Below are 14,102 nucleotides of genomic sequence, written 5' to 3'. Positions count from 1 at the left end.
TTAATGCAACCTAATTTAAGTGTGGCTTTACCTGAAAAGTTTTATATTTCAAGTTTGGCGCTTTTAAAGTTCTTAGTAGTCACGTTCTCGTGTGCTATTTCCGTTGTGTATTTTGAAAACTTCTATTACAAATATAACTATCCGAAATGGGTAGTTTTTGACTTGTTCTGTATTCTATTATTAGCTTATTCAGTTTATTTTTCGCCTAGAATTAGAGCCAATTTTTTAAGTGTAATAATTGCTTCTTTGACTGTATCTATGCTCATAACTTTGACCTGGGCTCCGAACAAGTTTGAGGGGGTGCTTTTTGTTTGTAGGTTTTTGGCATTTTCTTTGTCAATATTTACAGTGGCTTCTATAGTTCCAAAAGATAAGTTAATTGAGATACTTATGGATGGCGTATTCTATAGTTCAATCCTATTTTGTATCGTAATAATTTATAATAGGTATTGGTTAGCAATTCCTTATTCAAATACCAACTTTTCCCCTATTGGCTTTGTGAATTATCTTGGGCAAGTATTAAATATTTGGATCCCTATACTTGTTCTTTCTATATACAACAGGCGAGAGTCTAAAGTTTTTTTAATACTTGGTTTAGCAAGTTTGTCAGTACTGATTAATTTGCTTGTTGAATCACAAACTCGCGGCACGATCTTAGGGTTGTTAGCTGCTGAGATGATTGTTTTGTTTGTCATTTTGCTTAAAGCAAAAAAGCTTGCCTTTAAGTACCTATCAATATCAGTTGCTTTTTTATTTGCAGTCGTGACGTTTAACTTAATGAAGACATCCGGGGCGGCTGTTTTACAGAACCAAATCAATTCTATTCAAGAAATGAATACAGGTAGAGGAAGCGTTTTTTTTAACACCATTGATATGATAGAAGACAACCCTCTTGGTGTAGGTGTGAATAACTTTGAGTATATTCATCAAAAATATGCACAAGCAGGAACGCCAAATACTTCTCCCTATGTGTCAAATATGAGCATATTATCCTCTCCTTATAATATTTTACTAAAATTTTACAGTGAACTAGGGTTTTTTGGTGGCAGCTTATTTTTAGTCTTATTCTGTCTTGTTTTTATCAAAGCTCTTTTGAATTTTTTTAAAGGCGAATTTATTGATGCGTGGATTTTTATGGCGGTCTTCTCACTGTTTTTCCATGCGATGTTCAGTTCAGTATTTCTCACTCCGGTAAGCTTATTTTTTTCAATTACATTATTCGCGGCCGTTTTTTCTAGAGAAAGTGTAGATGAAGCTAAGCCAATTGGTATGAGATTAGAATGGATTGTCGTTCCGCTTATGCTTTTACTAGGTTATTTATCTTTCGTAAAAACGGCATCGGCTAATTTAACCGCTAAAGGCTATCGAGTTGGTAATACAGAACTCGTTGAAAAGTCATTTGAATTAAATTCATATGATTATTTGACTTCATTGAGACTATACAGGCTGTATCTCATAAAAGAAGGTGACAAACAGCAAGCATTAGCGAGTTTAGAACACGCAATCAATTTGTATCCATATAACATCTATATGTTAATTAAAGCCGGAGAAGTTGCTTCGCAGCTAGGTTTAAATGATAAAGCGGAAGCATATAAACAGCGCGCATTAGAGATTTATCCTAATAACCCTCAAGCCAAGTTAATTAATACGGGAGGGGGACAGCGACAATAGTTAAAACAACTTTCATTCTCTTATAAACAACGCGAGTTCAATGATGAACGTTATTTTTAATGAAGGAAGACAATTAAAAATGAAAAGATTACATTATTTTACCTTGACGCTACTTACTTGCGTCAGCATATCAGGGTGTGGTGGTAGTGATAGCCAGACATCCAATAATGGTGATGGAAGCCCATCCATTACTCAACCAGAGCCCAAACCTGATCCTGCGCCAGGCAAAAAAGTAGCAGAGCACAATGTGAAAACATCTAAATTAGGTGGTAGTCGAGTTCAGGAGACAACTTCTGGCGCTCATGACTTGGCCGCCTCAGTTTCAATTGTTACTCAAAAAGCAAGCTCTGAAAATTATAGCTTATCAAACGCTGCAACAAATTAATCAAAGAATAAATAAAGGGAATATATGTTTACTAAAAATGCCATAGCAGTTGCTCTTGCAGCTGTGAGTGTGATGTCTGCACCAGTTATTGCAGCTCAGCTGAATCATCAAGGTACATTAACAAACTCGAACACGCAGGAAGCTGTGAATGGCACAGTTTCGATGACATTTAAGCTTTACTCTCAAGATCAAGTTGTCTGGGAGTCAACACAAAATGTTGAAGTAGTTGATGGGGCTTACTCTATCAGACTTGGTGAAAATAACCCAATCGATGCTTCAGTTTTTAAAAATAAAGATTTAGAGCTTGGTATTACTGTTGGTGACGACACTGAAATGTCGCCTCGTCTGAGCATAGATACTGCACCTAGTGCTTACCATGCAGACGTAGCCAGTAAAGTTGAAGGCGAAGTAGATGCAACGTCTGTGTCTGTTGGTGGAAATGTGGTAATCGATGAAAATGGTCGATGGTTAGGTGATACAACGGGGCTGCGCGGTGAAGATGGCATAGATGGAGTTAACGGCCAAGACGGTCAACCTGGTGCTCAAGGTGAGAAAGGTGAAACAGGTGCTCCTGGTGCTCAAGGTGTCCCAGGTGAAAAAGGCGACACGGGCGCTCAAGGTGAAAAAGGTGACACGGGTGCTCAAGGTGAAAAAGGCGATACGGGTGCTCAAGGTGAAAAAGGCGAGAAAGGCCTTCAAGTAAGAGGTCAATGGAGTGATGTTGATGCTTACGCAGTGGATGATGTTGTTTCTTTTGGAGGGAGCATTTACATCGCCGTTGCTGCTATCAATGCTCCAGAAGAAGAACAAGTTAATCTAGACCCTGTATCAGCGCCAGATGTGTGGACTTTATTGGTTGCGAAAGGTGAACAAGGCATACAAGGTGAGCAAGGTATTCAAGGCTTGCCTGGTGCGCAAGGTCTCCCAGGAGAACAGGGCCTTCCTGGTACTGCTGGTGAAAAAGGCGAAAAGGGTGAGCAAGGTATTCAAGGTAATCCTGGTGCTCCTGGTGCCCAAGGTGAACAAGGCATTCAAGGTATCCCCGGGGAAAAGGGCGAACAGGGTATTCAAGGTATTCAGGGTGAGCAAGGTGCCCAAGGTGAAAAGGGCGATCGCGGCTTACAAGTAAGAGGGGAGTGGAATGGTAGCCTAGCATATGCCGTTGACGATGTAGTTTCTTTTGAAGGTAGTGTATACATTTCTGTGATTGAAATTGCTGCCCCGATTGTTGAAGGTGATATTAATTTGGCACCGATCGCTGCGCCAGGCGTATGGACTTTGCTTATAGCGAAAGGAGAGCAAGGCCTTCAGGGTGAACGTGGTCTTCAAGGTGAGCCGGGTGTTCAAGGTATTCCTGGTGAAAAAGGGGAACAAGGTCTTCAAGGTGAAAAAGGTGATAAGGGAGACAAGGGCGACGTAGGTGCGCAAGGTATCCAAGGTGAAAAAGGAGATCAAGGCCTTCAAGGTGAGAAAGGTGATAAGGGAGACAAGGGCGACGCAGGTGCGCAAGGTATCCAAGGTGACAAAGGTGATCAAGGTCTGCCAGGCCTGAAAGGTGACAAGGGTGATACCGGTTTACAAGGTATCCAGGGTATTCAAGGTATCCAAGGTATACAGGGTATACAGGGTGAAAAAGGCGAGCAAGGCATCCAAGGCATCCAAGGTATTCAGGGTGAAAAAGGTGATCAGGGTGAAAAGGGTGAAAAGGGTGATAAGGGTGACCGTGGCCTTGTCATCAAGGGCAATTGGAGCGCTACAGATGCATATAGTGTAGATGACATTGTTGTTCATGAAAATAATGCTTATGTTGCACGAATTGCTGTACTTGCTGTTACCGAAGGGAGTGAGCCAAACTTACCACCATCAAATACCAATGATAGTTGGTTGCTGCTATTTAATGGCGTTGGCTCCGGCTTAGCTGGTAAAGATGGCTTAGATGGTGCGCAAGGTGAACGAGGTATTCAAGGCCTTCCTGGTGAGCCAGGAGCACCTGGTGCTAAAGGCGACAAAGGTGATAAAGGTGATAAAGGTGACCAAGGGATCCAAGGCCTCCCTGGTGCACAAGGTATCCAAGGTGAAAAAGGTGACCAAGGCTTACCTGGTGAAAAAGGCGAGAAAGGCGATCCGGGAACTCAGGGTATACAAGGTATCCAAGGTGAAAAAGGTGACCAAGGCTTACCTGGTGAAAAAGGTGAGAAAGGCGACCCAGGAATTCAGGGTATTCAAGGTATTCCTGGTGAAAAAGGCGATCAAGGTATACAGGGCTTGAAAGGTGATCCTGGCGCTCAGGGTATACAAGGTATCCCGGGTGAAAAAGGTGAGCAAGGCATCCAAGGTGAAAAAGGCGAACAGGGCATTCAGGGCATCCAGGGTATTCCGGGTGAAAAGGGCGATAAAGGTGATCGCGGCCTTTCAATTAAAGGCAATTGGAGTGCATCAGAAGCTTATGTTGTAGATGATGTTGTTGTTCATGAAAATAATGCCTATGTTGCTCGTATGGTGATAGCAGCAGTTGTTGAAGGAGATGAGCCAAACTTACCACCTTCAAATACAAATGATAGCTGGCTATTACTATTTAATGGCGTTGGCTCGGGTCTTGCTGGCAAAGACGGGTTAGACGGTGAGAAAGGCGAGAAAGGTGAGCCGGGCGCGAAAGGTGATCCAGGAGCGAAAGGTGATCCGGGAGCGAAAGGTGATCCTGGTGAAAAGGGTGAGCCTGGCCTAAATGGTATCAATGGCATTAATGGTAAAGATGGTGTTGATGGTAAGGATGGTGCAAAAGGTGAGCCTGGTGAAAAAGGTGAGCCTGGTGAAAAAGGTGACAAAGGTCTACAAGTTGTGGGTGCTTGGTCTTCTGTATCAGCTTATGCACTAGACGATGTTGTAACGTTTGAAGGTAGTGCATATATTGCAAAAGTAGCGATCCCAGCAAGTGAGCAAGCGAACCTTTCACCAAAAGATGCGACTGCACAATGGGCGTTATTTGCATCTAAAGGCGATACAGGCATTAAGTTTATTGCAGAAGGCTATAATCTAGTTACTGAATTCAACGCTGGCGATGTTATTACTTATATGGGCAGTGCTTATATTGCAACACAAAGCACGGTAGCTGTACCGCCAACAGATCCGCAAGGTAATCTGCAACAGCCGTGGCAGTTACTTGCAAAAGGTGCAAGCTACGATGAGTCGCAATTTGCCTTGAAAGCAGATTTACCGGATATGACCGTTTATGTTACCAAAGCGGAGTTTAACACTGGTTTAGAGTTGAAAGCTGACACGATTACAGTGACAGGTTTACTTGAAACTAAAGTTGATAAAACAGCGTTTGATACAGCATTAGTAGCCAAAGCTGATAAAGATGCTGTAAATGCAGCATTGGCAGGCAAAGCAGATCAAACAGCGGTCAACACTGCACTTGCTCTAAAAGCAAATCAAGCAGATATGGACACAGCGTTAGCAGGCAAAGCAGATCAAACAGCGGTCAACACTGCACTTGCTCTAAAAGCAAATCAAGCAGATGTGGACACAGCGTTGGCAGGCAAAGCAGATCAAGCAGCGGTCAACACTGCACTTGCTCTAAAAGCAAATCAAGCAGATGTGGACACAGCGTTGACTGGTAAAGCAAATCAAACAGCGGTTGATAATGCACTTGCTCTAAAAGCCAATAAAGCAGATATGGACGCAGCTTTGACTGGCAAAGCAGATCAAACAGCTGTTAACAGTGCACTTGCTCTAAAAGCGAATCAAGCAGATATGGACACAGCATTGGCAGGTAAAGCAAGCCAAACAGTGGTTGATAATGCACTTGCGCTAAAAGCAAATCAAGCTGACGTGAATACAGCACTGAACTTAAAAGCCGATAAAACTGATGTTGATAATGCGACTGCAAATGTTGTGAGGTTTGATCCAGCTAAATTAGTCTGGTCGGCAGAAAATGCATACAAAGCAGGTGAAGTTGCAAGGCTCGGTTTCAATGGCAATATGTACATCGCTTTGAAAGATGTGCCAGCTGGTGGGGATATTATACCACATCTGAATACAGACAGTTGGGCTCTTTTTGTTGAAGGTAGCGCGCCAACTGATGTAAAAATGATATTTGCGACGAGTCAAACATATAATGGTAATTTAGGTGGTGTGAACGGTGCGCATGCCAAATGTCAGGCCGCAGCAGATGCGAGCAATGTATTACCATCAGGTACTTACAGGGCGCTGATAAATGTATATGACACAGAGACTCAAAGATACATCAAGAGCACAAAGACCTATTATCGCCCTGATGGCAAAGTAGTGGCTGATAAATTGAGCGCGTTTAGTAACTGGAGTACTTTGCAAAACCCAATTAACCTTAATGAACATGGAAATGTTGTTGTTGGTAACGCTTGGACAAATATGACTACATCAGGCAGCAGGGACCAATGGGAAGCTTGTGCACTGTTTACAAGTAGTGCCCTACTGAATTGGTACGCTGTAGAAGGTTCTAAAGTTGGTAGTGTTAGTGCGACAGGAGCTGATTGGAGATCTTCGGCGACTTTAAATTGTACTCAGCAAGCTAGATTATATTGTGTTCAACAGTAAGATACTTAAAACTACAGGCTTGTTCTCTTAATGAGCTTTTAGACTTTTAAATATGGGTGTAGCATAATTTTTAAACTTTTATGTTATGCCTTTGTTTAATCTAGTATTTTTGCGGCCTTTAATTGTTATGTATCAATTGAAGGCCGTTTTTAATTTTAAGGCTTTACTCAAAGCTAATTCACATTAAAATTTGTTCTATTAAGCAAGTCCACGCTTTATGGGTTTAACCACTGTAGTATAGTTTAAAGCTATTATTTTTGTTCTCTCCTGGTACTTCGAATTAATATTATCTAGCTATACAGTTTGTTGAAGTTGTTTTTTTGATCTGCTCTATGTTTCTGTAATGGAGATGGAATGCTTATTATTAGTGATGTGACCACTCAAGTTTTAACGTAATGATAGCTGGTAGTGCATAATTTAGACTATATCTATGCGAATGCTTATAAATTATTAATCTTAGACGCTAGTCTTTTATCACTGTTTCTTTGTTGCTTGTGTTATTTTTTGAGTTTATGGCAGTTTAAGTTTATGAGAGCTTAAAGTGAATACGAATCTTTATTTACTCCCTAGTCTTTGAGTTTTGGGGACTGTGCATTATCACTTTTACTCTGATTTTTTTTTGCATAAAAGAGCAAAAAGTAAGAATCATTTAATTTCCTTGCAAAGGCTTGTGATATTTCACAAGCCTTTTATCATACCTTGAAGTTTCCTTGTTTAGATATCGTTTACTCGCTAGCCGAACAATTAATAGATGACAATAAGCATTCATTTCTTAAAATGATTTTGTGTGCTTGAGATAGAAGGCCCAATCATGAACTGGAATAAGACTCGGTGGCTATTACTGGCTAGTGTATTCAGCTTAGCTTTTGTTGCAATGTGGGTATTCATCCACCCTATTCAAGGGGTTGATCAAGAGAATAAGTCGACTGAACTTGAGGGGCCAATATTAACTTCAAAAGTTTTGCCTGAAACAAGTGTGATACCGACAATACTAGCGAGCAAAGAGGTTGAAATAACGACTGTGCAACACACTGGGCAGCTTAAAGTGATGTCTCGGCCTATTTGGCATTTATCTGGCGTATTTTACGAGCACTTGAATGTATTAGAAGCCAAAGCACAAAAAGGGAGCTTAGAGGCGAAATATATAATTGCAATGAACTTTAAGTTTTGTGTTTCTGCGCCACACAATAGTGATGCGCTACAAACTAAACTAGAGGAAATTGCATCATACAGTGATGCAGGCACGGCTGCTGACAATGTTATCAGACAGTTTCACTACTGCGAAGGGATCACAAAGGCGCAAAAGCAATCCTATGCAAGGTATCTTGAAGAGGCGGCAAACAGCGGCTTTGTTGCAGCACAAGAGGCTTTCGGTAGCTTAGCGACTGAGTATTATATGAAGACGCAAGGCTTTAATCGCGAACATCGAAATGAATATATTGCACAACGCTCGCGTTTCAAAGAAAAAAAGAGAGCGTTTCTAAATCGGGCAGCGCAACATGGAAGTGAAAAAGCAATGATGGCTTTATCAAGCATGCATTACTCACAGCAGCTAGAACAAAACAGCTTCGCGCAGGCTTATGCTTTGAACAAGCTACTTATGGAAATTACTGAAGATGGCGAAGTGTACAATCGTTATGCGAGGTTTGAGCAAAAGCAATATCCGAAAATGACTGAACAAGAATTAGTATATGCGCAGCAGTTTTACGAAAACTGGCTGAAAACCATCTATGAAAATGGCACACTTTATCCGAGTAGATAATTAAGCAAAGATTGATGATCGTTGAAATAAACAGCCAGCACTTACGTTAAATACTTGTGTGCCATTTAGACTTGTCATGATTCAGTGCTGTCGAGCCTTTACTTATATTGTCCATACGTTTTGTAAGCACTACTCAGGATGAATAGATATCCACTATGGTTATTCTCAATTACTTTCTACTGACATTCCCTGTCAGCGCCTTTTGTTTTAATTAAGCCAACAAACAAAAGGAGCTATACCCATGAAGCAGAATATAATTGAAATCGTTACTTTTAAATTAATTGAAGGTGTATCTACAGAGCGAATGCTGGAAAAAAGTGCTGATTTTGAAGAGTTTGTAGCCAAGCAGCCCGGCTTTTTATATCGTTCGTTGGCGCACCAAGCAGATACTGATACATTTGTTGATATCAGCTATTGGGAAACCTTGGAAGATAATAAAAAAATGCAAGCTGCATTTGAAGAGGCACCAGCGTGCAAAGCATATTGTGCACTAGTTGATAAAGAATCAGTTGGGATCAGCCACCATACTATATTGACGAAAAGCTGTGATGCTTAATTAAAGGAGGAAGGTTGTGCATAAATCAGAGCGATTATTTCAATTAGTCAATTTGCTCAAAAGCCGTAAAGTTGCTGTGACGGCAAAGCAATTAGCAGATAGGTTAAATGTCTCTGAGCGCACAATCTACCGCGACATTCAAAATTTACAAACGTCTGGTGTACCGATAGAAGGTGAGGCGGGAATAGGTTATTTGATCAGTGAGTGTGACTTACCGCCCATGATGTTTTCGGTGCAGGAGCTTCAAGCATTGCTAATTGGTAGCCGGATGCTCGAAGCATTTTCTGATCCTGAGCAAGCCCAGTATGCTCAAACCGCTATCACAAAGATTGAAGCGGTGTTGCCAACCAAAATGAAGCAGATAAATGATGATCTGCCCTATTACGCGCTGGGTTATAGACATGACGACAGATGTCAAGCGCATAATAAGATGCTGCGAGAAGCCATTGAAAACAAAAACCATCTATTGATGACTTACCAAGATGTTAAAGGCGATGTGAGTGAAAGAACCATTGAGCCGCTAGGTCTGGTTTATTGGGGAGGCAAATGGACTGTGATTTCATATTGCTTGCTGAGAAATGCTTACAGAGAGTTTAGGTTAGACAGAATTGTTTCCCTAATCGCGCTACATACACATTTTAAACAGGAAGAAGAAAAGAGTGTATTGCATTACATTGAGCTAGTTAAATCAGCTGCATGCGATAAAAAATAAATAGATTTCAATCTCCTATGACCAGTAGCGAGCTATTTAATGGAATATACATATATAACATTAAGAATTATTTATTCAACTAAATACACATCATTAAACACAAGTCATCACTTACTATAAACATTGGGAAAACATTTCACTTTATTCGTAACAAGTATTAACTTTGGTAACTTTTATTAAACGCAAATGAGAGTTGTTATCATTTGCTATCGCTGTTAGTATGCGCGCTCTCTGCGAATAAACAATCATATTGCGATGTATGGAGTGTAATATGCAATTCTCTCGTTCACTGAATTCAAAAAGTGTTCTTGCAACTGCGGTTAAAGTTGCTTTACTAGGTGGTGTTGTTGCATCAGCGCAAGCTGCTGACAAGGCTCAAGACGATATTGAGCGCATCAGCGTTTATAATAAACACAACGCCCTGATTTTAGAGTCAGGCACGGCAACTAAGTCAAACATGGCGCTAATGCAAACGCCAGCAGCAGTGGTTATTGTTGATAAAGATTTACTTGATTCACAAACAGCAAATACGCTGCAAGATGCGATCAGAAACGTGAGTGGTTTCATTCAGGCTGGTAACAACTATGGTATTGGTGACAACCTTGCTATTCGTGGTTTAGGCGTGAATTATACTTACGATGGCATGTACGGCGGTGCAAGCCTTGGTAACAACTACAACCCAACTCGCTCTATGACTAACATCGAGAGTATGGAAGTTTTAAAAGGTCCTGCTACTGGTTTATATGGCATTGGTGCTGCTGGTGGTGTGGTCAACCTTATTGAGAAAAAGCCTCAATTCGAAGAAGCTTATGAGATCAGTACAAAAGTAGGTAGCTGGAATACTTACGGTTTAATGCTTGATGCAACTAACGCAATTACTGACGACGTAGCATACCGTGTGGTACTTAACCACGAGCGTAGTGATGGTTACCGTGATTTACAGCAAGATCGTGATGAAGTGTACGCAAGCCTAAAATTTGAGGCATCAAAAGATCACGCATTATTATTTTCAGCGGCTTATATTGATGATGCTGTTCAAGTAGACTCTGTTGGTGATCCGGTTCGTATCGTTAATTGGGATAGTATTAACGGCGACCCAAGAGCACTGACTGGAGCTGACTTACCAAATGAAAGCAAGTTTACAACTGACGAAGATGGCAATGTTAAGTTTTTAGGGGTTCAACTAAGCGATGCACAGCGTGAGCAACTAGCCACTTCTATTTCGACAAATGATGGTCTTAGACCGATTGATTTGGGCGATTCAAGCTTGGTATCTCCGCTTTCGACACCAAACGAAGGGCAAGAGCTGCGCTTTAAGCTTCGTCATGATTGGCACATCGGTGAAGAGTCAACACTGACCCAGCAAGTATTATGGCGTCAATATGACTCAGAGCTAGTGCGTCAAACTGGTGCATACAACTATGTTTATTGGGAGCGATCTGACCGAACTCACGGTTCTATTATTAATGCAGATCCGCGCGCACCATTATTAACTGAGGATGGTCAAGTTCACCCATATTCAGCGCGTCGTCAAGAGTACCGTCGCGCGATGTCGGATGAAAATACATGGCAATACTTTGCGGACTTGCAACTTGGTTGGAGCTACGGTGATATCAGCGGTGAGCACTTATTCAGTGTGAACTATGAAAACCGTGATATGTCTTTCAAGCAGTGGTCTGCATATGATGCCGATGGTGCGAAATCAGACAATGCGATCCCTTATATCCTAGATATTCGCAACCCGAACTGGGGGACTGGCGATTTTATGGATTACGATCCGCTAGTAAGAAGTAACTATGATAAATCGTTAACAGCATATGGTATTAGCGCTCAAGAAGTACTGTATTTAACAGACGCTTTGACAGCTCGCGCAGGTATTGCATACACGACTATCGAGCAAAAGTACCAGCATTTAGGTACAGACCGCGTTAAGGGCATGAAGCCAGAGAACGATACTGATGATTCAGGCCTTACATATACATTTGGTATCAATTATCAAATCATGCCAGAGCTGTCTGCATTTGTTAATGTGGGCAAAGGCCGCACGGCATATGGCGTATTATCATCAATCACAGATGGTGTTGATACTCCAAACCAGCCAGATTCTGAGTCAGAAACGCTAGATATTGGTATTCGTTTCACTGCATTCGATGAGGATCTACTAGGTTCAATCGTTGTATTTGATACAAAGCGTACTAACTTACGCTATGGTAACCCTGATTACGATGAGCAAAAGGGCGCTGAATATAACGCAGGTATTCCGGAGTTTAAATACGATAATAATGAGACCACTAAGGGTGTTGAATTTGACTTGAACTTAGCACTAGCTGATGCTTGGAAGTTAAATGTTAATGCAACATACCAAGATGCAGTTTCTGTTCGTCACCAAGAATCTGATCCTCAAAAGAGAGAGTCTGCTAAAAAAGGCGTGCCTGAAAAAATGGCAGGTGCTTGGCTAACGCACACATTGCCGCAAATTATGGGTGGTAGCCTAGAGGTTAGCTTGGGTATGAATTATACCAGCGAGCGCACAGTAAACCATGTATCATTTGGCTTACCAACAGCGGTTGTTGATGGCTATACCCGTTGGGACATGGCGGCAGCTTATTACTTTGATAACTATCATCTTCAACTGAATATCGAAAACTTAGCGGATGAAACATACTACAGTAAAGCGATGTTCTTAGGTGGATTACCAGGTAATGAACGCAATGCTAAACTGACGTTTAACTATCAGTTCTAAATAAAACATCGATGATGTAGAGGCGGCAATTTGCCGCCTTTTTTATTTCTTTTTTATTCAGAGAAATTGAGTTTATGTCTGTTACTCTTGATGCAGGTATTAACTGTACGCAACTTCAGCGAACATCCCGCTTCTATTTATATTTTTTGTGAATCTGTTGGCCTATAAGTTGCTTGAAAATAGTGAGTTAAACAGACATTGCCGGATAAGGACACGCCAATGAGCTTAATTGCTGCGTTAAATCACAATAGAGTATTTCAAAGTCAAGATAGTAAGGCGCAAAATAGTATAGAAAAACATGCAGAATTTGCGTCACTAATGGAAAAAACAATAAACGCCAAGCCCGAAGTCACCGACCCTGATCTTATTATGCCGATTTCTCTTAATCGAAACTATGACGAAATATCAGATCAAGCTCGTGATTATTACCAATTCGCTCTTGAGGTAGCTACAGAGCGTGTTGACCCAGAGCTAGAAGATGATCGTTTAAAAGAAATACAACTGTACCAAGAAACCATGATTGAAATTATGGACATGCCCATTGAGGTCGAAATTGAACAGCATGAAATCAATGAAGCGCTGTTATTTGGAAGTCTAGGCATTGATTTTTTAAAGTATAAAGAAGTGGGGGTTCGCATTGATATGCTCAACCTCATGGAACAAGACATCAATAGTTCTCAAACATTACTTACTAGTGATAAAGAAAAGCTTAAAAGTGTATTGAATGAAAGGCGAGAAGTGTTGGAGCTACAACGAGAGGAAATGCTTGCAGGCACCTATTTAGAGAAAAATACAGATCATAAAGGCGAAATTAAAAAACGCTTTGATTCAATAGATTTTAAACCCTAGTCATATCCACATCATAGTTAAAATGACCACTTAATAAGGATATCCATGAGTAGTATTTCAGCGTTAAAACATATGCCTTTTGTTAAGGCTCAACACCATTCAATGCGCAATGATGTGGCGCAACACGCCAATTTTGCCTCTGTAATGCAAAGTGTCTTGACAGAGAAACCAAACCACAGCGCCCCTGAACACTTAATGGCATTGTCTTTAAATGTTAATTTTGATGATATCAGTGAGCAAACAAAGAGATACTACTACGAGCAGGTCTTGCCTAATGCCAGAGAGCGAGTAGATAAGAGCCAGAGTACGAAAAACCAAAAAATTCAGCTGTTTGAAGAATCTGTTATTGAAATAAAAGATATCGCGATAGAAGTTGATATCGAGATCGATGAAGTTAATGAAGCCCTACTATTTAGCAGTCTCGGAATCGATTTTTTGAAGTATAAAGAAGCAGGAGTTCGTGCGGATATGCTCAGCCTACTAGAAAAAGACGTTTACCAATCTGAAGGTTTAACAGTCTCAGAAAAGCAAGTCCTTATAGACACAGTTTCAACTGAGAGGGATAAGCTAACATCATTGCAAGAAAATATACTGGCAGGCTCTTACGTGCCAGAAGAAAAAAACGATGAAGTAAAATAATGAGCTTGCATCGACTGAATGAAGATCTGCCTTTTATAAATAAAAACTTACTCTTTGGCTGCGTTTAATGGCCAGTTTGCAATGTTAATTTTAGTTTTTTGGTCAAGCCATTTTGGATATTAAGATAAGTTTCTCTTCAAGAATAAACCTGTAATATCATGTTTTATTTATTGATCTTTTTCAGTTTACCTTAAATAACAAACATATAAC

Annotated in this window: 9 protein-coding genes; all 9 read left to right on the top strand. The window is 40.8% G+C overall.

From position 1 onward, the window contains the following. Positions 1-3 precede the first annotated feature (3 nt). Positions 4-1,671 carry an O-antigen ligase family protein gene (locus AC2CZC_RS26045; RefSeq protein WP_484585253.1) on the top strand — a complete coding sequence of 556 codons (1,668 nt, stop codon included), beginning with the start codon at positions 4-6 and terminating at the stop codon, positions 1,669-1,671. 79 nt (positions 1,672-1,750) lie between these two features. Then, a complete protein-coding gene (locus AC2CZC_RS26040; protein ID WP_484585252.1) occupies positions 1,751-2,056 on the top strand; it encodes a hypothetical protein in 306 nt (101 codons plus the stop codon). Between the two features lie 24 nt (positions 2,057-2,080). After that, positions 2,081-6,631 carry a hypothetical protein gene (locus AC2CZC_RS26035; RefSeq protein ID WP_484585251.1) on the top strand — a complete coding sequence of 1,517 codons (4,551 nt, stop codon included), beginning with the start codon at positions 2,081-2,083 and terminating at the stop codon, positions 6,629-6,631. Between the two features lie 811 nt (positions 6,632-7,442). Further along, the gene (locus tag AC2CZC_RS26030) at positions 7,443-8,393 is read left to right on the top strand and encodes a hypothetical protein (RefSeq protein ID WP_484585250.1); all 951 of its coding nucleotides are present in this window, start codon (positions 7,443-7,445) and stop codon (positions 8,391-8,393) included. Positions 8,394-8,634: 241 nt separating this feature from the next. Beyond that, positions 8,635-8,949 (top strand): antibiotic biosynthesis monooxygenase family protein, encoded by a 315-nt coding sequence (locus tag AC2CZC_RS26025; protein WP_484585249.1) that lies wholly within the window; start codon positions 8,635-8,637, stop codon positions 8,947-8,949. Positions 8,950-8,965: 16 nt separating this feature from the next. Next, the gene (locus tag AC2CZC_RS26020) at positions 8,966-9,661 is read left to right on the top strand and encodes a helix-turn-helix transcriptional regulator (RefSeq protein ID WP_484585248.1); all 696 of its coding nucleotides are present in this window, start codon (positions 8,966-8,968) and stop codon (positions 9,659-9,661) included. 271 nt (positions 9,662-9,932) lie between these two features. After that, complete coding sequence (locus AC2CZC_RS26015; protein WP_484585247.1) at positions 9,933-12,404, top strand: TonB-dependent receptor; 2,472 nt, start codon at positions 9,933-9,935, stop codon at positions 12,402-12,404. Between the two features lie 219 nt (positions 12,405-12,623). Next, on the top strand, positions 12,624-13,253 hold the full coding sequence (locus AC2CZC_RS26010; RefSeq protein WP_484585246.1) for a hypothetical protein: 630 nt from the start codon (positions 12,624-12,626) through the stop codon (positions 13,251-13,253). A 45-nt stretch (positions 13,254-13,298) separates the two neighbouring features. Further along, a complete protein-coding gene (locus AC2CZC_RS26005; RefSeq protein WP_484585245.1) occupies positions 13,299-13,892 on the top strand; it encodes a hypothetical protein in 594 nt (197 codons plus the stop codon). Positions 13,893-14,102: the final 210 nt, after the last annotated feature.

The organism is Pseudoalteromonas sp. MMG033, assembly GCF_057197785.1.
The sequence above is the reverse complement of the archived record's forward strand: the minus strand, read 5'-3'. Positions and strand labels throughout refer to the sequence as shown.

What these genes read in the sequence shown, in the direction of transcription:
- AC2CZC_RS26015 (WP_484585247.1), top strand. Translation starts at nt 9,933, where the DNA reads ATGCAATTCTCTCGTTCACTGAATTCAAAAAGTGTTCTTGCAACTGCG.
- AC2CZC_RS26010 (WP_484585246.1), top strand. Translation starts at nt 12,624, where the DNA reads ATGAGCTTAATTGCTGCGTTAAATCACAATAGAGTATTTCAAAGTCAA.
- AC2CZC_RS26030 (WP_484585250.1), top strand. Translation starts at nt 7,443, where the DNA reads ATGAACTGGAATAAGACTCGGTGGCTATTACTGGCTAGTGTATTCAGC.
- AC2CZC_RS26040 (WP_484585252.1), top strand. Translation starts at nt 1,751, where the DNA reads ATGAAAAGATTACATTATTTTACCTTGACGCTACTTACTTGCGTCAGC.
- AC2CZC_RS26035 (WP_484585251.1), top strand. Translation starts at nt 2,081, where the DNA reads ATGTTTACTAAAAATGCCATAGCAGTTGCTCTTGCAGCTGTGAGTGTG.
- AC2CZC_RS26045 (WP_484585253.1), top strand. Translation starts at nt 4, where the DNA reads ATGCAACCTAATTTAAGTGTGGCTTTACCTGAAAAGTTTTATATTTCA.
- AC2CZC_RS26025 (WP_484585249.1), top strand. Translation starts at nt 8,635, where the DNA reads ATGAAGCAGAATATAATTGAAATCGTTACTTTTAAATTAATTGAAGGT.
- AC2CZC_RS26005 (WP_484585245.1), top strand. Translation starts at nt 13,299, where the DNA reads ATGAGTAGTATTTCAGCGTTAAAACATATGCCTTTTGTTAAGGCTCAA.